14 protein-coding genes are annotated in these 19,334 nt (G+C 54.0%); 6 read left to right on the forward strand and 8 right to left on the reverse strand.

The window, feature by feature from the left end; genetic code table 11:
• Window positions 1-347: 347 nt before the first annotated feature.
• The 5 genes from P9L94_12185 to P9L94_12205 are packed head-to-tail and all read left to right on the forward strand — an operon-like array spanning window position 348 to window position 5,467.
• Complete coding sequence (locus tag P9L94_12185; GenBank protein MDP8244835.1) at window positions 348-1,061, forward strand: polyprenol monophosphomannose synthase; 714 nt, start codon at window positions 348-350, stop codon at window positions 1,059-1,061.
• The gene (locus tag P9L94_12190) at window positions 1,058-2,539 is read left to right on the forward strand and encodes a glycosyltransferase family 39 protein (GenBank protein MDP8244836.1); all 1,482 of its coding nucleotides are present in this window, start codon (window positions 1,058-1,060) and stop codon (window positions 2,537-2,539) included. Before P9L94_12185 ends, P9L94_12190 begins: the two co-directional genes overlap by 4 nt.
• A gap of 59 nt (window positions 2,540-2,598) precedes the next feature.
• A complete protein-coding gene (locus tag P9L94_12195; protein ID MDP8244837.1) occupies window positions 2,599-3,627 on the forward strand; it encodes a hypothetical protein in 1,029 nt (342 codons plus the stop codon).
• A 9-nt stretch (window positions 3,628-3,636) separates the two neighbouring features.
• The gene (locus tag P9L94_12200) at window positions 3,637-4,716 is read left to right on the forward strand and encodes a hypothetical protein (GenBank protein ID MDP8244838.1); all 1,080 of its coding nucleotides are present in this window, start codon (window positions 3,637-3,639) and stop codon (window positions 4,714-4,716) included.
• On the forward strand, window positions 4,679-5,467 hold the full coding sequence (locus P9L94_12205; protein ID MDP8244839.1) for a uroporphyrinogen-III synthase: 789 nt from the start codon (window positions 4,679-4,681) through the stop codon (window positions 5,465-5,467). Before P9L94_12200 ends, P9L94_12205 begins: the two co-directional genes overlap by 38 nt.
• A 133-nt stretch (window positions 5,468-5,600) precedes the next feature.
• Here P9L94_12205 and P9L94_12210 read toward each other — a convergent pair whose 3' ends face one another.
• Together P9L94_12210 and nth are read right to left on the reverse strand one after the other, a co-directional pair.
• Entirely contained in the window at window positions 5,601-7,568 is a 1,968-nt protein-coding gene (locus P9L94_12210; protein MDP8244840.1) for a CotH kinase family protein, read from the reverse strand.
• Window positions 7,569-7,634: 66 nt separating this feature from the next.
• Window positions 7,635-8,291 (reverse strand): endonuclease III, encoded by a 657-nt coding sequence (gene nth / locus P9L94_12215; GenBank protein ID MDP8244841.1) that lies wholly within the window; start codon window positions 8,289-8,291, stop codon window positions 7,635-7,637.
• Window positions 8,292-8,383: 92 nt separating this feature from the next.
• Here nth and P9L94_12220 point away from each other — a divergent pair, with 92 nt between their 5' ends.
• Window positions 8,384-14,176 (forward strand): DUF2298 domain-containing protein, encoded by a 5,793-nt coding sequence (locus P9L94_12220; protein MDP8244842.1) that lies wholly within the window; start codon window positions 8,384-8,386, stop codon window positions 14,174-14,176.
• On the opposite strand, the gene P9L94_12225 is transcribed toward P9L94_12220, so the two are convergent.
• From P9L94_12225 to P9L94_12250, 6 genes are all read right to left on the reverse strand, one after another.
• On the reverse strand, window positions 14,126-14,518 hold the full coding sequence (locus tag P9L94_12225; protein ID MDP8244843.1) for a hypothetical protein: 393 nt from the start codon (window positions 14,516-14,518) through the stop codon (window positions 14,126-14,128). The genes P9L94_12220 and P9L94_12225 overlap by 51 nt on opposite strands.
• 79 nt (window positions 14,519-14,597) lie before the next feature.
• Entirely contained in the window at window positions 14,598-15,185 is a 588-nt protein-coding gene (locus tag P9L94_12230; GenBank protein MDP8244844.1) for a PspC domain-containing protein, read from the reverse strand.
• Window positions 15,186-15,222: 37 nt separating this feature from the next.
• On the reverse strand, window positions 15,223-16,131 hold the full coding sequence (locus P9L94_12235; protein ID MDP8244845.1) for a hypothetical protein: 909 nt from the start codon (window positions 16,129-16,131) through the stop codon (window positions 15,223-15,225).
• Window positions 16,132-16,158: 27 nt separating this feature from the next.
• Window positions 16,159-16,800, reverse strand: coding sequence for a hypothetical protein (locus tag P9L94_12240; GenBank protein MDP8244846.1), 642 nt, complete (start codon window positions 16,798-16,800; stop codon window positions 16,159-16,161).
• A 27-nt stretch (window positions 16,801-16,827) separates the two neighbouring features.
• Window positions 16,828-17,409, reverse strand: a complete 582-nt coding sequence (locus P9L94_12245; protein MDP8244847.1) for a sigma-70 family RNA polymerase sigma factor — start codon at window positions 17,407-17,409, stop codon at window positions 16,828-16,830.
• Window positions 17,410-18,102: 693 nt separating this feature from the next.
• Window positions 18,103-19,053, reverse strand: coding sequence for an ABC transporter ATP-binding protein (locus tag P9L94_12250; protein ID MDP8244848.1), 951 nt, complete (start codon window positions 19,051-19,053; stop codon window positions 18,103-18,105).
• Between the last annotated feature and the right edge of the window lie 281 nt (window positions 19,054-19,334).

Below are 19,334 nucleotides of genomic sequence, written 5' to 3' on the forward strand. Positions count from 1 at the left end.
ATGCACAGGCGCTCCCAGAGTTGCACCCATGCCTGATTTGGTTTGTCAATTTTTGATGCGCCGGGATACGTTTTCGTAATCAAAATCATGACCATCCATCAATGCAAATACTCACTTACCGGATGAACCATAGTTAAATTTGCCGGGTTCCTTTTGTCAGGCGCAATATATCCTTAAGATAGTTGTATTATAAAGGGTTTTCTGAATTCTGATTGCGTGAATGGCTGGAAAGAGAATTTTCTTTTCCCATCAAATTAGAATTCTAAAAACAACCCGAAACATTGCGCATGGCAGATTGTGTTCTGCGTGTAGCATTATAACGAGAGATAAGCCGGAACCGAACGCAAATGAATGAACGAATCGTCGTTTTTTTACCGACGTACAACGAGTGTGAAAATCTGCTTGATCTCATCGAGCAACTGTTTGCGCTGGGATTGAACCTTTCAGTATTAGTGGTTGACGACCAGTCTCCCGACGGGACGGGCGAATTGGCCGACCAGTTGGCCGCGCAATATCAGGGGCGCGTCAGCGTTATGCACCGCGAAGGCCCCCGCGGGCGCGGTTGGGCGGGCATCGACGGATTACGTGAGGCGTCGCAATCTGAATGCGACTATGTGGTTGAGATGGACGCGGACCTCTCGCATCTCCCCGGCGATTTGCCCGTGTTGTTGCAGGCGGCGCAAAACGCTGACCTCGTGATCGGTTCGCGTTACGTCCCCGGTGGCAAGACCGAAAACTTTAGTTGGTTTCGCGTGTTGAACAGCAAAGTGGCGCGATGGCTGAGCATTTTATTTCTGGGCCTCAATTATACCGATCCTACTTCCGGCTATCGCGTTTATCGTCGCGAGGCGCTGGCGCAGCTGCCCTGGGACCGCATGATTTCGCCGGGGCCGTCGATTGTTGAAGAGACGCTGTATTACTTACAACGCAATCAGGCCCGCATCGCCGAAGCGCCGATTTATTATCTGGAACGCCGCGAAGGGCGCTCCAAACTCAACGTCTGGACCCGGGTGCGATGGATTCAAACCATGTTGAAAATTCGCCAGGCGGCGAATTCGTGAACCAGCCAGCATCAACGCCGGGTTGGACAATGGACCGCTTGGCCATGGCGGTGGTTTGGTTTGGCCTCGCGTTGTATGCCGCCATATTTATTTATCACGGCGCGGCGCTCATTGCGCATCCCTACGATCTTGATAACAGCGAAGGCTTTTTGTTATACCAATCTGCGCGTTTCGCGGAGGGGCAGTTTTTGTATCCGCCATTGAATGACGCCCCCTATCTGGTTGATAACTATCCCCCGGTTTATCCCTTGGTCGGCGCGGTTGGCGTAAAACTGTTTGGCGTGAATTTCTTCTGGCTGCGGGCGGTTTCGTTAATTGCAACAGTGCTGACTGCGGCGCTGTTAGGCGTTTGGACGCACCAGAAAACTCGTTCGCGCGGCGCTTCGATTTTGGCGGGGCTGATTTTTCTCTCGTTTTATCATGTGTACCAATGGGGCGCTTTGGCGCGGGTGGATGCGCTGGGCTTGTTGTTTTGCGTCGCCGCTCTGGTCGTATTTGAACGCAACCGCCATTGGGGATATGCCGTCCCGCTTTTGTTATTGGCATTGTTCACCAAACAATCCTTGTTCGCGGCGCCGTTGGCGATTGGGTGTTGCCTCGCCGTCGTTGATTGGAAGCGCGCGTTGAATTTCATCGTTGCATTGGCGGTGGGCGCATCATTGCTATGGGCGGGTATTCTTTTGTTGTCCGGGGGGCGAGCGTGGGAGCACTTGGTCGCTTACAACGCCAACGCATTTTATTGGACGGACGTTTGGATTAACTTTCGCCATTGGATATGGATGTACACCGTGTGGGGCTGCGCGCCGATTGCGGTGCTGTTGTTTGACGCAAAGTGTGTGCGCTCGAACGATGAGAACGCGTCGCCGTTGTTGTTTTGGTTTACGCTGGGCGCGATTGGCGAGGCGCTGTTGTGCGGCAAGATCGGTTCCGCGCCAAATTATTTTCTGGCATTGGCGGCGGCGGCCGCGGTGGGATGCGGCGTTGTTTTTGCTCAAGTAAAACAACTGGCGCAACGCGACGCGGGCGCTCTATCTTCAAACATTTTGTTCTCGTTCTTTGTTGCGGCGTTTCTGTTGCAATTAATCGCAACCGTTCATTGGCCTGCAGGCGGCATGGATTTCGCGCCTACGCCGACCCGCGCCGAAACCCAAGCGGGACGGTTAATGCAAAATCGACTTGAGAAAATTGACGGGCCGGTTCTATCGGATTTATGCGGTTTGCCGTTGCTGGCAGGGCGCGCGCCGGTGTTCCAACCGTTTATCTGTACACAACTTGCGCTGGAAGGAAAATGGAACCAGCAACCGTTTTTAGATACAGTCAGAAACCGGGCGTATCCCGCATTGTTGCTGCGTTTTGACTTGTCTCGTCCCGATTGGGACCGCAGGCGGTTTACCGAAGAAATGATCGCTTCATTTCGTGAAGCGTATGTTCCGTCGCAACAGTATGGCGCCTTCTATCTCTATACTCTGAAACCATAAAAACGCGGCTACAATGTTTATGTCGCGCAATGCGGCTTATCCCCATCAAAGGAACTGGAATGAGCGACGGCGTACAATCTGAATTTCGCAAAGACCCGCATCATGGCGGTTGGGTGTTAATTGCTCCGCAGCCGCAACGGGAGCAACTGGCCAATCTGCCAATGCGCGAGTGGCCCTTGAATGATCCCGCATTGTTTTCTGACCCTGAATCGGCGGGCGCGATTGTGGTGTGGAGCCGCGGGCAGGCGATCCAAGGGCGCGACGAAATCGCTATACGCGTGTTGGCGAACAAGCAGCCGCTATATCGGGTTGAAGAGCGCGATGACGTAGACGACGTCGGCGTGTTTAGCCGCATGGGCGGATTGGGCGCCCACGAACTGGTGTTAGAAAGCCAGCGCCCGGACGACACGCTTGAAACGATGAGCGTCCTGCATGTTTCGATGATTTTGGAGGCGGTGCAAGAGCGTATTCGCGATCTAAAACGCGATATTCGTTTGCATGGTTTCTCGTATTTTCGTGAGTGGATTTGCGGCGAAGCGAAACCGTCTATCCCGCCGCATTCGCAGTTCATCGCCAGCGCCATTGTTCCGCATGGCTTGCAGCAGGAACTCGACGCCGCCCAAGCGCACTATGCGGAAATGCAAAAGTGTCTATTTTGTGAAATGATTGACCAGGAAGAATCGGAAGATAAACGCATCGTGGCGGAATGCGAGCAATTTATCGCTCTGTGTCCGTATGCGTCGCGATTTCCATTTGAAGTCCATGTATTTCCAATCGAACACAATGCCGATTTCAGCCGCCTGTCTGCTGAGCATTTACATGCGCTCGCCGATTTTATCAAAGACGTTTCGCGCCGCTTAGAACGGGCGCTTCCTGGTTGGAACCTGTTGATGACCCTCCACACGCGCCCGGCCTATCAGGACGACCCGGAAGACGAAACCGACGTGAATTCGGCCTACCATTGGCATTTTGAATTTCTGCCGCAGCCGCCGGGCGACCTGCGCTGGCCGTTGCGCGCCGGGACGCCAGTTGTTCACACCACTCCAGAAGCGGCGGCGAATTATTTGCGCGGCTTGGATTTTGCGTAAGGCTGGCTCATGGGCCGACCTGCTTCTTTGAGCGTGATTGCCGCCAAACGAACGGCGCTGACGATTATATTGACCGTCGTGTTGTTTCAATTGCGCTGGCTGCCGTTATTGGGCGCCGACGCGCCCTACATGGTCAATTATATTGAAACCGATGCCTTCCCGCTGTTTTACCGCTCGCTATTAACGCTGTGGATACACCGCGCCGTCTATGTTGCGCTGTCGCCGTTGGGGTTCGATGGTTGGAGCGCCATTTCAGTTAGCAGCGCGTTGGCGGGCGCAGGCGCGTTGCAGGCGTTGTGGGCAATGAAGCCGGATGTTCGCTTTCTTGCGTTGAATGTTTTGTGCGGCTCGTTTCTGGTGCTTGTCGGCCATGTGGAAAATTACGCCTGGGTGAATTTTTTCTTACTGGCCTCGATGTTCGGTTTTCAATGCTGGTTTGAAAATCGCGCACCAGTCTGGCCTGCGATGGTGTGTTTTGTGCTTGCCTGTTTGGCGCACATGCTGGCGCTTTTTTACATCCCGGCAATCGCGTATGCGTTGTATGGCAAGCGCCGTTTTCAACCGCTGGAAATATTGCTGCCCGTGTTGGTCTTCGTGTTCGTCGTCATTGCGTGTTCGTTGTCGCTTGAATTGCACGGGACGGAACTGGGGCTGGAACGCCTGATGCCGTTATTCTCAGCATGGGCGCCGAACCATTTTGACGGGCTGACGCTGTTCTCATGGGAGCATGTCAAAATTCTGGCGTTCTTTCATTATCATGCAGCCTATCTGGCGCTGCCCATTCATTATGGCCCGCATGTTTGGGAAGACGCCTGGGTGGTCGGTGTTCCGGTTGAATTGATTTTGTTATTTATATTGCGCAAGCGAATTGATACGCCGTATTTACGCTTCTTGCTCGTATGTAGCGCCTGCGGTTTATTCTGGACGGTGATCTGGCACCCGGATTGGGGGCCGCACGACTGGGACTTGTTCAGCCAGTTCGGCATTCCATTGCATGTATTATTGGGATTGCTTATTCTCAAGGGAAATCAAGACGGAAGCGAAATTCCACATGAGCCTGAACCAGAAACGCCTGCTGCTGTTGCGTAGCGAAGACGATATGGAAGCATCCGCGCAAGCAGTGCGCGAACGCGGCGGGGTTGCGGTCGCGTGTCCGATGATCTGCATCCGTCCGCCGAAAGATACGAGTGCGCTCGACGCTGCAATTCAGAAGATCAACCACTTCGACTGGATCGTCTTTACCAGCCCTCATGCGGTGCGCTTCTTTTTTCAGCGCGTGGATGAGAAAAAGATAGAACGCAACTCGTTCCAAGTAATTCAGATCGCTGCTATCGGCCCTTCGACGGTGAATGCTTTAAGTGAACAAAAAATTCCGGTTACCTTTCAAGCCGAAAAAGCCAATGCGGTGGAGTTCATCAAAGAATTTCCTGCGCAATTCCGTATCAAAGGCCAACGCATTTTTCTGCCGCTGTCTGATATTGCATTGCGCACCATGCCGGACGGTTTAACGAATGCAGGGGCAATCGTGAGCGAGGCGGTCGCGTACGAAAACGCGGCGGCGGAATCGCTGCCGGACGAAGCGAGAACGCTTCTGCAAAATCAAGAGATTGATTGGGCGTTGTTTACCAGCCCCTCGACGGTTCGAAATCTTTTCCAATGTTTGAAAAGCGAAAACATCAATCCGAAATTCCAATCGGCTTCGATTGGGCCTTCGACCAGCGCCGCATTGCGTGAATTGGGGATGGAGCCGGATGTCGAAGCCGACCCGCACACGTTTGACGGTCTGCTGGATGCAATAGATGTATCTGGCGGGTTACTTGACGAACTCACTCTATCCTGAATTTGAATGAACTAAAATATTGTAATGGTGTGAGATGCTGTTTTGGGGGCGTCTCTGTGAGCGCCTGTGCAAAGAGGGCAATAAGCCCGCACTGAAGCGAAGAGAGGCGTACCCAAAACGGTGCATAAGTAAATTAATACAGTTCCCAATGGTTGATTGAGACCGGCGGCGGGCCGATGTGTTGCTCGGTGAATTGCAAAACATACTGCCAGCGCTGGTCGATAAAGTCGTGCGCCCATCCCACTGCCTGCTCAAAGTCTGCGGGGGTTTTGGCGGGGTCCGGCGGCTTTGCGATTCCATACAATTCGGCTTCGATCGGAATCGCGTCGCGCACTTCATTCACGCGGGCGTCGAGCGCGGCGTGAACGCGCTCCGGGCTGAGCTGGTTTGTCTGCAATGCCTGTAAGCGGCGCCAATAGACTTCTTTGTATTCAGGAACCTTAGACAGAAGATCAAAAATTTTACCCGAGGTGTGGTTGGTGTCGGCTGCATTTTGCGTGGTGTCCTGGTCGATTCGGAATCCATTGCCGCCAGAGCCGAATGAGTACTCCGCGTCCCATAAAAAAAAGCGCCAGCGCCCTGATGCGGTCCGTTCGCGGGCGGCGTACCAGTTATGACGCGGCCAATCATAATTTTGCAGCCAGACATTGATGATGATGTAATCGGTAAAAGCGTCGAGAGCAATCATCTGGCCCGCTTCTATGAGCGTCTCATTGTTGAAGCGGCGGGCGCGTAAAAGCCAGGCGTCGAGTTTCGTCCATTCGACCAGGTCGCCGTCATTGGCTTCGTTGTCAGAGATCACGTCCCAATCGTCGCCGCCAAAATAATACTCATTAAAAACGTTTGTGATTCGCTCGGCCGGGTTATAGATTCCCCATGATTCGCCATTGACAAATAATTCGGCGAATACGCCGTGAGCGACAACCCCGCCCATGGATTGGTGAAGATCGCGGGTGACTTGGTCGCTGACGACAATCGCGGTCGGGCGTTGGGAGGGGTTGTCATACCCCCATGTATCGTTAAAGCCGCCGCGTATGACTACGTTATTGAAATTGTCGCGCGGCGTATCAGGAAACAATGGGTAGCGAAGCCGCGTCGGGCCGTATTCGTCGCGAAAATATAGACGGAACGATTTTTTCGGCGAACGCCCGCGCGAGGCGCCGCCGTGGATTCGTATCCCGCAATCGACGCCGAATTGCCTTACGCCGTTAGCGTCGATCCATTCGACGGAAACGGGGCGCTCCCAGTTGTCGCCGTGCATACTTGCATTGGGAACCAGTCCGGTTTGAGGATCGAAAAAATTGTTGGGATCGCTAACGAATGAAATAATCGGCAGCGGCTGTTCGTCGCGAACCAAATAGGTATGCGTCTCAATCGGACTCGGGCCATATCCGTCTAAAAACGCCCGTACGCGCAACACCGTATTGCGGCGAACCGGGACGGGGATGTTAAAGCGGTTACTGGTTCGCGTCGGTTTCGACCCGTCGGTGGTGTATCGCAACTCTGCGTCTGGCGCGGGCGGAGTGAGAACAATGCTCAGGTTGCTTGCATAGACGCCGCCGGGTTGGCTGAGCGATGGTGGATCAAGATAGGCGATATATTCTTCGCCTGCATTGGCGGCATTTGGCGTTGGCGTGATGAAATAACGCCATTGTCCATTCGCATTGCGTCCATAAGAGACGTCAAGCCGCTGGTTTGGAAATTGGATCAAGTCTTGTACGCCGCCTTCAGAGGACGATAAATAAATCGTCTCGCCGTCGCGGTTGAGTTGAAAATTGGCGTGGTATTGATTGGCTTCGATTGAGTCGCGTCCGGTGGCGTAAATCAGAATATAGCCGCCGGGATTGAGCATCACTGAAGGCAAGAGCCATTTTCGTGGAGCGAGGGGATCATCGCTAAGGCTATAGCCTTCTAATGAAATCGCGGTGGAACCCGAATTGACCAGTTCGATCCATTCCAAACGGGTCCCGTCGGAGTCTTCGAGCGACGCGGCTGCGAGCAGCTCATTGATGAGAATATCAGAGGATGCGGATTCGGATATAACGAAGGATAATACGCCTAAACAAACGGCGAAAAGCCGTTTTCTCAGAATAGAATCCATTTTTTCTCCCCGGCAATCAATGGCAAACGATGGCAATACAATATCACAAAAATACGTTTGATGTATCTAGCGATGTTTTTCAACGCCGATTTGTTTGCAGTAGGGTTTCAACAGACAGATTGAGCAATACGGCGAAATGGGTTTGCACAAGTTTTGCCCGTACGAAACCAACAAGTCATTGATCTCGATCCAATACTCCGGCGGTAGTTTTTTGCGCAAGGCGAATTCAGATTCGTCAGGCTTTTTTGTTTGAATATAACCCCAGCGGTTGGTGATGCGATGGACATGAATATCGACGCAGATGCCGGGCAGGCCGAAGCCCAGAGTGACCACCAGGTTTGCCGTTTTGCGGCCTACGCCGTTGAGGGTGAGCAGTTCCTCAATCGTGTTCGGCGTCTCGCTGCCGTAGCGCTCGATGATGTCATGGCACATGGAGTGAATCTGCTTGGCTTTGTTGCGGTAGAATCCGACGGGGTAAATAATTTGCGCCAGTTCGTCTACGGGAATCTTAAGTATGCCTTGAGGAGTGCGCGCGCGTTTTTTGAGGCGCTTGAAGGCCTGGGCGGTGGTCTCGTCTTTGGTGCGCAGGCTGAGGATGCACGAAATCAATACCGCAAAGGGGCTGCGGTCGTTTTCAGCCACTACGGTGACGGCTGGCGTCTTCCATTTTGGAACCTCTTGCCGTAGGATACGAACGGCTTGATGAATGTCTTGTTTTTTCACCTTGTAACCTTCTTGCTAGCGCGCGTCGGCCTAGCGTCGGCGCCGGACGAACTGTTGGTATGAGATAACCATTTACGGCTTATAATCCAACCATGTATACCGCTGAAAAACGAATTCTATCCGCGATTGCGTTGCTGGTCATTTTTGGCGTTGCGCTCTTTCTGCGCTTTGACGGGCTGGACTGGGCGTATAAAGACGGCGCCTATTCATTTCACCCCGATGAACGCCACGTTGAGAGTTGCGTCAATCAAACCCGGCCTCAAGGGCTGAGCGCCGAAGAGCTGAACTTGCCGCTGCGGCAAAAGGTTGACTTGTTGGTTGAACGCAACCTGAAAGTCGATCCAAACCGCAATTACGGCCCCAATGACCCCGACCGCCCCGGCCTGAAGCCCGTCAATTATAACTACGGTACGCTGCCCAACCATCTCTATTTGCTCGCAAGGACTTACTTTGCGCAAAGTTATATCCCTGCTGAGAACGAGGCCAAGGGCGAATGGGTGTTTCTCAATTTTCCCGACGCCTTCAGCCTGTTCGCGCTCGGTTTTGTATTGTTGCTTGGCTTGTCGATGTATTGGGGGCTGTGCCGCGACCTGAAAACCATCGAGGCCAGCGCGACGCCCTGGTATCTCGACCCCCGGCGCTTGTTTTATTTTATGCCGTGCCTGTTGTTACCGTTTATTGGATTGTTCGTCGCGGTCGCCGTACCGCAAATCGCGATGGATTTTTCCCACTATGATCCTGAGCGCTCATCGGTGCTCATCATAGGCCGCATGGTCACCGCCTGGGCGGGGGCGTTTACGGTATTGATCGTTTACCTGATCGGACGCAATGCGTATAACCCGTTGACCGGGCTGATTGGCGCGGCGTTTCTGGCGACGGCGATGGTGCATGTACAGTGCAGCCACTTCGCGACGGTGGACGTTATCCTCGGCTTTTTCGCGACGGCGGCGATCTACGCCATGCTGCGTCTCGCGCAAACCGGACGGCTGCATTGGTATCTGCTCAGCGCGGTTTGCGTCGCGTTTGCGGTTGCGACCAAGTGGAGCGGATTGGTGTTACTTGCGCCGTTGTTTATCGCGCAAGCCATTGTGACGATGGGCGGCGCCAAGCGCGGCGTCGAGCGCTGGGTCCATCTCTTCTGGCTGCTTGTTTATGGATTGTTCTTTTTGTTTTTCATCCAGGCCGCGCGTTCAACCACGCCGCCGTTTAACGAAACCATCGGCGCATTTTGGTCGGTTTTTCTCAGCGGCCTTTGGTGGATGCTGCCGACGCTGGTCCTTGCATTCGGCTTATCTCTTTACCTGCTGCGTATGCAAATGATCTGGGACGGGCGCTATCGCGGCTGGCTGGGCGACGCATGGCGCGTCTATAAGCCCTGGCTCTGGTTTGAACTCACGGGATGGGTCGGGTTCGCGGCGTTTTTTATCGGCGAGCCGATGGCCTTCTATGACGCAAAGCAATTCGCCGCCGACATCGCCGCGCAAGCCGCCATGCACACCAGCGGCGCATCGCCCGTCTGGTTTACGCTGCAATATAACAACACCATCCCGTTTTTTACTTCACTCGACAATTTGTTTTATCCCTCGCTGGATTGGCTGACGGCGACGCTCATATTTTTAGGCTGCATTTATGCGCTGTGGAAAGTCTTCGTGCGCCCCAGCCGTGAAGATTTATTTCTCACTGCGTTCGTTGTCCCGACGTTTATTTTGCTCAGCACATTTCATTCAAAATTTCCGCGCTATCAATTGTTGATCTTGCCGGTGATGGCGGTGTTAGGCGCCCGGCTGTGCGTAGACATCATGCGCTTGCAGCCGATGTTGTATTCGCCCGAAGCGCCCTGGTTTGGCCCACGGCTCAAGCGTTGGACGCGCCGGGCGGGAACGGTCTTCGTTTGCGCGGCGTTGCTGTGCGGCTTGGTCTATGGCTGCGCGTACGTCGGCGTTTATGACCACCCGCATACGCTGGTGCAAGCGACGCAATACTTGCGTGAAACCATGGGCCCCCGCGCAAAGGTGTATGTGAATAATGTGGACGAAGGCGTCCATCTGCCCAACCTGAGCGATATCGGTTTTCATTACGCCGGGCCTCCCGGCAATGATATCAATGCGGCGGCTGACTATTACGCGCAGCGCCTTTCGCAGGCTGACTACCTTGTCTTTCGCAGCAAGCGGCCTTACGGTTCGACCTTGCAGAATCCCGAAACGTTCAGCGCGGTCAATCAGTTTTTGCGCGTTTTGTTTTCCGAACAATTGGGCTTTCGCGTTGATAAGGTCATTACCCAGCCGCCGCGTTTTATGGGCTGGGAGTTTCGCGTTGATGAAGAAGACGAAAGCGCGCGCATCTATGACCACCCCAAAGTCATCATCTTCAAGCGCACCCAAAATCTGGACCAAAAAGCATTGACGGAAGCGATCATTCATCCGCCCGATTGGGTGAATGAGATTTCCGCCAGCGAAATTCTGCGCCTGCGCGACGGCGCCCCGGTGTTCTCCAAGCCGCAGACGTTTCCGGTGTTGCGATGGTGGATCGCGCTGTTTGTACTCGGCTGGATCGGGTTTTTGCTGCTGTTCCCGCTGTGCACGGCGTTGCCTGATCGCGGCTACGGCGTCGCCCGGGCGGCGGGCATTGCGTTGTTTTCGTGGCTATGTTGGGTGTTGGCGTCAACGAGGGTTTTCCCCGTCTCGGGGGTGCAGTTCGCGTTTGTGCTGGCGCTGTTGTTGATCGCGGCGGGCGTCTCGGCGTATCTAAACCGCGCCGCATTGTGCGAGTTCTTTAAAAAACGCGCTATCTTATTACTGAGTTTAGAATTATTGTTTCTGGTCGTATGGGCGGTGTTTTTGTCCGTGCGCGCTTATCATCCCGCTGCCGCCTGGGGCGAGAAGCCGATGAACTTCTCGTTCATCAACGCGATCTATCGGGCGGAGGCGTTCCCGCCGGAAGACCCCTGGATCAGCGGCGAACCGGTTAACTATTACTACTACGGCCACATGCTGTTTTCGCTGGTGGGCCGCGCGGCGGGCGTTCAGCCTGAGTATCTATTTAACGTCGGCGGCAGTTCTATTGCGGGGCTGGTTGCGCTGGGCGTATTTTCGCTGATCTTCGCCATGACGCGGCGCGCGTTTCTCTCGTTGTTTGGCGTGTATCTATATCTATTCTCCGCGCATCTGCTTTCGTTTTTCCAATATGTGAATTATGCGGTCAATCATAAAGCCGAGACCGCAGCCGTGCTTGGAAACATCGCCAGCGGCGCCTGGACGGTGATGGCCTGGATGTTCACCTCATCCGCGATGTATCTGGGCGTCTCATCGCCAGACGCGACCGCGCCGCTGTTGCAGTTTGACCGCTTTGATCTCTATGGAAACCTGTTCTGGGCGATTAGCCGGGTGGTTCCAGACACCGTCGCCAATGAGTTTCCCTATTGGACGCACCTGTTTATGGATTTCCACGCGCACATGCTGGTGGTCCCATTTACGCTGGTGTTTCTGGCGATTGCCTACGCTATGCTGGCGCGTCCGTTGAACGAACTCGACTCGGGGCGCTGGACGGGCTTTGTCTTCTGGATGGCGTTGATGCTCGGCACGGTGACCTGCACCAACACCTGGGACCTGCCCGGCCTGGCGATTGTATTGATGACCGCGCTGGCGATTAAGTTCTGGCGTGAATCAAGCGTCGCCAATTCAAAAACGTATATCGAATGGACGGCGCCCTCGACGTGGCTTTCACTGGCGCGAATGCCGGGCTTGCCAGTGTTCTCTACGCTGGTGTTGAGTTACGCGCTGCTGTATCCCTTCCACTTCTGGTTCGTCTCGCGGGTCAACAGCGTCGGCGTGATGGCCCAAGGCCAGACCTCGCCGTATCTGTATGTTTTCTTCTGGGGACACTTGCTATTTCCTATCGCAATCGCGGCGGTTTTATTGGCGTCTACCCGCCGCAGCGGCGGCGTTTCGTTGTTGCGCACGGCGCTGTTTGGTTTTGGATTTATCGTCTCGCTTGCGTCGGCGATTTTGATAAGCAAGTTTAACCTGTTCGGTTTTCCATCACCGCTCAGTGAGACTTTTGCGCCGCTCAATTATGAAGTTGTCGGTTTGTTTTTGCCTTTCCTGGTCGTGTTGTTTTTCTGCTTATGGAACCGCCAACGATCAACCGAACAGATGTACGCGCTGCTGCTGGGTTTTGTTGGATTGGGCTTGTCGCTCGGCATTGAAATCTTCTATATCAACGAAGGCCGCACCCCGCCTACCCATCGTTGGAACACCGTCTTCAAATTTAATCTGCAAACCTGGTTATATTTTTCGCTGTTTGCGCCCGTCGCCTGCCTGATCGTTTGGCAATGCGTGGGCTTTGTCGGCAAAAAGACCGGCATGTGGTTTGCCTACCTGACGCGCTTTGGTTTTATTTCCGCTTACGCCTGCGTTCTTTTATTGACGCTGCCGTTCACAGTGGTTGCGCCTGCGGTCGTCATGTTCTCTGGCGGCGCCGCCTATCGCGATGCGCGCGGCGACCTGCCGACGCTGGACGGGTTGTCATGGCTCAAAGTCGAGCATTACCCCGACTACGCCGTCGCGCAGTGGTTAAAGCGTTTCGCGCCGGGAACGCCGCGCATTGCTGAGATGCCGGACGGTTATTACAACCAAGTGTCTCGTTTCTGCACCACGACGGGCCTGCCTGGAATGTTAGGCTGGTCGAACCACGTTGGCGAGCGGATGCACTACGACAAAACCGGGCCCCGCCGCCGCGACGCCGACCAGATTTATTTGTCGGGCAGCAAGAAGCAAGTTCGCCAGATTCTTGATCAATACAACATTCAATACGTGCTGTTCGGCGAGATGGAAATGAACTATCGCCGCGATAATTACGGGCGCTTTACATCATACGGCATCGAGTCGCTCAAGCGTCTTGAATCAATGGGCGATATTTTGCAATTGCAATACCGCTATGAAGACTCGTCGATCTTTGAAGTGCGCCGCGATTTGAACGCCGTCTATGAAATGGACCGTAGTACGCAAGTCCCTGATTTGCCGCCTGCGTTGCGTCCGCCTGAAGAAGGAATGGCGTTGCTGGCAGGGCAGCGCGGCGAGGGGAACGGCATGTTTATGGAACCGCGCGGCCTGGCGGTCGACGGGCAGGGCAAGGTGTTCGTCGCCGATACCTTCAACCACCGCGTCCAGGTCTTTCAGCCGGACGGCGCTTACGCATGGCAGGTCGGCGATAAAGGCGACGGCGCCAGCGAATTCAATGAACCCAACGCGTTGAGCATTGATCCTGAAAGCGGCAACTTTTTCATCGCCGATACATGGAACGGACGGGTGGTATTGCTCAACAAAGACGGCTCTTACATCGGCGCGACGCCTGCGATTTTCTACGGGCCGCGTGGGATTTTATATCATCCGCAGACCAAACTGGTTTATATTTGCAACACAGGACGCCACCTGATTCAGCTGATGCAACCCAACGGCGACCCCGCCGGGCAATGGGGCGTTGCGGGCGGCGGCGATGGAGACGAGGCGTTCCGCGAGCCAATTGGGATTGCGCTGACGCCTGCGGGCGAAGTCGCGATTTGTGATACGAGAAACACGCGGGTGAAAATCTATTCGCCGCAGGGACAATTCTTGCGGCAATGGCCCATACAGACGACCTGGACGGAAGAAGCGGGCGGCTTTGAAAGCCACCTTGCTTGCGCGGCGGACGGGGCCTTCTATGTGACCGATCCGTTTGAGGGCTGCGTGCATGTCTATTCGCCTGACGGCGAACTCTTACGTAAGATCACGCATGACCTTGAGGGACGTTCGTTGGGCAAGCCGGTCGGCATTCTTTGCTTACCGGACGGCAAGGTGTTAATCACCGATATTTCTGTCGGGTTGAGCGGCGTCAAGCGGGTAGAGTAGCGCGCCGGGGCCGCCTTCGCGCCCATAGGTCAACAGGCGGTTGAGCACTTTCTGCTCGTCCATGCTTTGCGGCAGAAGTTGAATGCGCACCGCTTCGGGCAGCACGTCATCCACACGAACATACTCTTCTTCGACCAATAAAAAATAGCCCTCGCCTGATTGAATTTCAGGAAGGGCTATTTCCGTTATAATCGGGCGGAAGGCGTCAATCGCTTTCAGTTCCGCTTGAATATCTTTCTCGCCGGGCGTTTCGTCGCGTTCTAGGAATGCTTCGAGATACGCGCAAATCTGGTCAACGCCGTCTAGATATCCCTGCCGTCTCTTGCTGACTTCGCTTGCCATGAACTTTGTCTTTCGTTGCGTTCGATTCTCTTGTACTTCAGCAAGCGTATTTAATCCGAACCGGATTCAGAAAACAACTCTATGGCGTTGGTTCCTTTTTTTCGGGCAGAATCATCGCCATGAAGAAATAAATCAAAATGACGAACAAGGTGACGGGCGGCACGATGCCTAATACCACAAAGATAACGCGGACAATGGTCACGTCGATGTTGAGGTAATCCGCGAGTCCGGTACAGACGCCCGCTAGCACTCTGCCGTCTTCGATGCGGTAGAGTTTTTTGGCTTCCTGGGTGAATTTATCAAACTGGCTTTTGATGGTTTCGCCGGTTTTTTCCCATTGGCTGGGGTGGCTTTTACGCACGGCATGGGCCATGCGGGTGGAGGCGTCTTGCATGACCACATTGTTGATGGCTTCGCCCATCTGGTCGGCGACGGGTTTGGACGCAATCTGGTTGAGTGCGCCCGCCAGTTCAGGCGGCAGGCCGTCTTTTGAGGCCAGCGCCAGAATTTTTTCGCGGACGGATTTCAGCTCTTCAAAGCATTCGCGAAATTCTTCGAGCAACGGGTCGGGCTGAGGCGGCGGCGTTTCCGTCGCGGCGCCCCCGGCGTTTGGGTCTGTATTCTGTTCCGCGTTTTCTTGTGCGTTTGGGTTAAAATCGTCATTCATGGTTTTGCTCCTCAATCGAATATCGAGTGAAATAGGGTTAAGATTTTTTGCGTTTGGTCAGTTCTGAAACAATCAATAAACCGCCGCCAAAAAGAAGCGCATACGGCCACAGATCGCCGATGGCGTTAAACACGCGAACGCCGAGCCACAATTCAAACATGAACGCGGCGCCGATCGCGGTGAGAATGATGCCAAGAACCAGTTGGCCTTTGTCGCGTAGCTTTTGATAATCAAACAGCAGCCGCATACCGACGCCAAAGGGGATCAGCGGCCACAGGTTGACGAGGGCGATGAGGGTTTCGACGAGCATCTCAACCAGGTCGATATGGATTTTATCTAAGACCACCACTGCGCCGAGAAACAACAAGATAAATCCCGCAATCATGCGTCCTGTAATGAATGAGGATTTTCCGTTTTCTTGTTTTGGCGGGGCGTCCGCCGTTTGCGGGCCTGTTTGCATCATATCGGGCTCCTGTGATTTAACATTGGGGTCGTTGGTTGATGACGTAAAGCCGCTTGGCGGCGCTGTAGACGGTTGAGGCGGCGGCGTTTGAGCATAGGGCGGGTGTTGAGGCGGCGTGAAGCCTGCGCCAGCGCCCGCTGTCGCGAACTGGACGTTGCGTCGGTTGGCGGTGTTAATGGCGTCAAACAACGACATAAAATAAATCGCCGGGCCGACGAAAAAAATCCAAAACACAATCATAAGTTTTGGCGACATCGGGAAGAACAGCATCTGCGCGTTCCAACTGTGATGGGACGAATTCACGAGACTGGTGGCGCTGAGGGCGGCGCCGAATATCCATATCACAAAAGTGCCGAAAAATAGCAGCATAAATAGCATGCCCTTGCCGTACTCTTCGTTGTACAGCTGCCCGGTTCCCGGAATCACGACGGACAACAGTCCGGCAATCCAGGGGCTTTTTTTAATCGTGGGCGTCTGGCTCATGGTACTCTCCTTGCCAACTCTGCGCCGTTAGGCGTAATACAGTTCTATATCCAACCGATGCGATGGTGAAACCAGTTTGCGGTTTTGCGCGTCTTCCGCTTCTGACTGGCTATTCTCTTCGGTCGGTGGGTTTTGCTTTAAAATCGGTCCCACAATTTGGTTCGCAAATGACTCGATGCGGTCGGTGATTTGCAGGCTTTTGGCTTGCACCTGATCGGCGAAACTCACCATCTCTTGCGTAAACGGCTGAATCATCGCTTCGGGGTTGCTTTGTTGAACCTGCGGGTACAGCCAGCCAAACCAGGCGATGGCGATTGTCGCCGCTGCGACCGACCAGCCGTCGCGGCGCAACACCTGCGGCATCTCAAAGCGGGGCGTGATACGGTCAACAAGATGAATCACCTTGTCAGACCATGAGTCTCGCGGCGCCGCTGTGTTCGCCGGGGCGTGTTCTTGCTTGTCGATAAACGCCATCACATCGTCAACCGTTCCCGCCGGAGGGGGCGGAGTTTGGATGGCGTCTAGGCGACTGACGAGGCGCTCCATTACATCAGCGTACTGGCGTTGTTCGGGCGTGAGGTCAAGCAGACCGTCGTCGCCCGGGGCGGCGTTGTTCTCGCCGTCGAGCCGTCGCTGGATTCTGTCTTCAAATTCATTCGGGGCGTTCATTGCCTTGTCTCGCTTCCTTATTTTGGCTTATTCCCCAAAAGCGTAATCGCTCTGTAGCCAATTTAACCGTTGCGCAAGCATATTTCTTGCGCGGTGCAGCTGAGTGGTTACCGTGCCCAACGGCAATTCGACTTCTTGGGCAATCTCTTCATAACTCAAATCTTCAAAATGGCGTAAAATTAAAATGGCTTTGTATTTGTCGGGCAGTTCTTGAATTGCCGCCAGGATGGTTTCGTCGCGGTCTTGGGTGAGCAGTTCTTCGCGCGGCGTGAGTTCGGGGTCGTCGGCGAACTCACGGGTTTCGCCTTCTGGGTTGACCATCGATTCGGTGGGCAATTTCTTCTTTTTATACTGATCGAGCATGTAGTTCACGGTAATTCTCCGTACCCACGCCCCGAAGGTTTGTTCGGGTTTAAACTGCTCCAGGCGTTTAAATGCGCGGTAAAACACCTCTTGAACGGCGTCCTGGGCCGATTCGGCGTTTCGGCACATGCCATAGGCGACGTGGTACACCATGCCGTGGTATCGCTCCACCAGCGTCCGAAAGGCGTTCCGGTCTCCCTGAAGCACTTGCCGGATAACAACACCATCTGAGTTCGGCTCATTCATTGTGTATTTTCGTTTCCTGCATTGCCATTCGTTAGATGATTACGAGGATATGGTTCGATTCTTTCACATTTTGCAGGATTTTTTGCGGATATTTTACGAAATTCTAAAAACGGGGCATTTTGATGAACGAATGTGTAAAGAAAAGAGTGGATTAGGGATTTTAAGGGATTTTATCTGATGAAAGTATTATCATTTATATCTATAATCATTCAGAGTTACGCCTTGTTCATCCGGGGTAGGGACTGTCTTGAATGTCAAGTTGTTTTTTCTGGTAAAAGCCAGGGTAGGGTGGATACCCGCCGGGATTTTCTTGTATCGAATCCCCCCGGCGTCTTCGACGCCCCCCCCCCTTTTTCAAGGGGGGCATTCACCGACGGCATTGGTTTCATAATCACCTGGGGGGATCACGGCGGCTCGGTAGGTTGGGCTCGCGTCGCATCGACCCGCCATTTGAATCTTCTTCATCATAAACCATCCAAACCAACCACTGAACATTTAAACCAGGTCGGGTGGCCTTGCCCTTGCCACCCGACATAATAAATAGGAAACCATAATGGCGGTGAACCGATAAGGCGCGACCTAGCCGATCCCTCATCCTAACCTTCTCCCAGAGGGAGAAGGGATGACGCTTTCGCTCCAATGAAAAAGGGCGCAGCCCGCTGCGCCCCTACAACGTGAACGATGAAAAATACGCTACGCCACTTCGCCCTTGGTGACTTTCATAAACACTTCTTCGAGGTCAGCGGGCACTTCGCGGAAGAACAGCAGGTTGACGCCTTTCTCGATCAGCAATTTATGCAGGCGCGTAATCTCAGGTAATTCGCCGACGTACTCCACCCGCGTAATCTGACCCATTGGTTCGACATTTTTCACGCCAGGGAAATCCCACAGGATTTTTTCGAGATTGCTGTTGGGTTCAATGAGTTCGATCTCAAGCACCATCGCCTCGCGGACTTGGTGCATGATCTTTTTGATGTCGCCCGACGCCAGCAGCGTACCGCGTTCAATGATGCCGATTTTGTTGCAGCAGTCCGCCAACTCAGCGAGAATGTGCGACGAGATCAGGATGGTCTTGCCCATGCGTTGCAGTTCTTTGAGCAGCTCCTTGATGTAGTGGCGGGCGCGCGGGTCGAGGCCGGACGCGGGTTCGTCGAGAATCAACACCTCGGGATCGTGGACTAGAGTTTTGGCGAGGCAGAGGCGCTGTTTCATGCCGCGCGAGAGGCCTTCGACAAAATCGTCGCGCTTGGCGCTCAGGTCGAGCAGTTCGATTACGTCGCGGATTATGTTAGTGCGCTTGTCTTTTTTGATGTTGTAGGCGGCGGCGAAAAAGTCGAGATACTCCCACACGCGCATTCCCTCATATACGCCGAATGAATCGGGCATGTAGCCCATTGAGCGGCGCACGTCCATCGGGCTGTCGGTCACGCTGAAACCGTTGATGTAGCCCGCGCCCGAGGTGGGTTTGAGCAAGGTCGCTAAAAAGCGGATGGTGGTGGTTTTGCCCGCGCCGTTGGGGCCGATGAACCCAAAGATGTCGCCCTTTTCGACCGTCAGGTTAAAGTCTTTCACAGCGGTCATGTCGCCATATTTCTTGCAGAAGTTTTCTACGCGAATCATGGCTCCGTTTTGGCTTTGTTCCATTTCGTCCTCCAAGGGCGCGTGTGTACGATTTGATTGTTAATTCTTCTTTAACCGATTTAACGATCAATTGTTGATCCGTCTGTGCTAGAACCCTCTCCCCCAAGAGCAATGTCATTGACTTAAGACTCGGAGCCCAGGCTTTTCGCCCCTCTTTTTAAGGGGGGGTGGCGCTGAAAGCGCCGGGGGGATATCAAAACAGCACAAACAAAGCGATACATTCAAGCAATATCTCAAGGGCTGCCGTCGCTTCGCGACGCCTTGCCCTTGCCACCCCTTAAGTC

The organism is Candidatus Hinthialibacter antarcticus, from assembly GCA_030765645.1.
Lineage (GTDB): Bacteria > Hinthialibacterota > Hinthialibacteria > Hinthialibacterales > Hinthialibacteraceae > Hinthialibacter > Hinthialibacter antarcticus.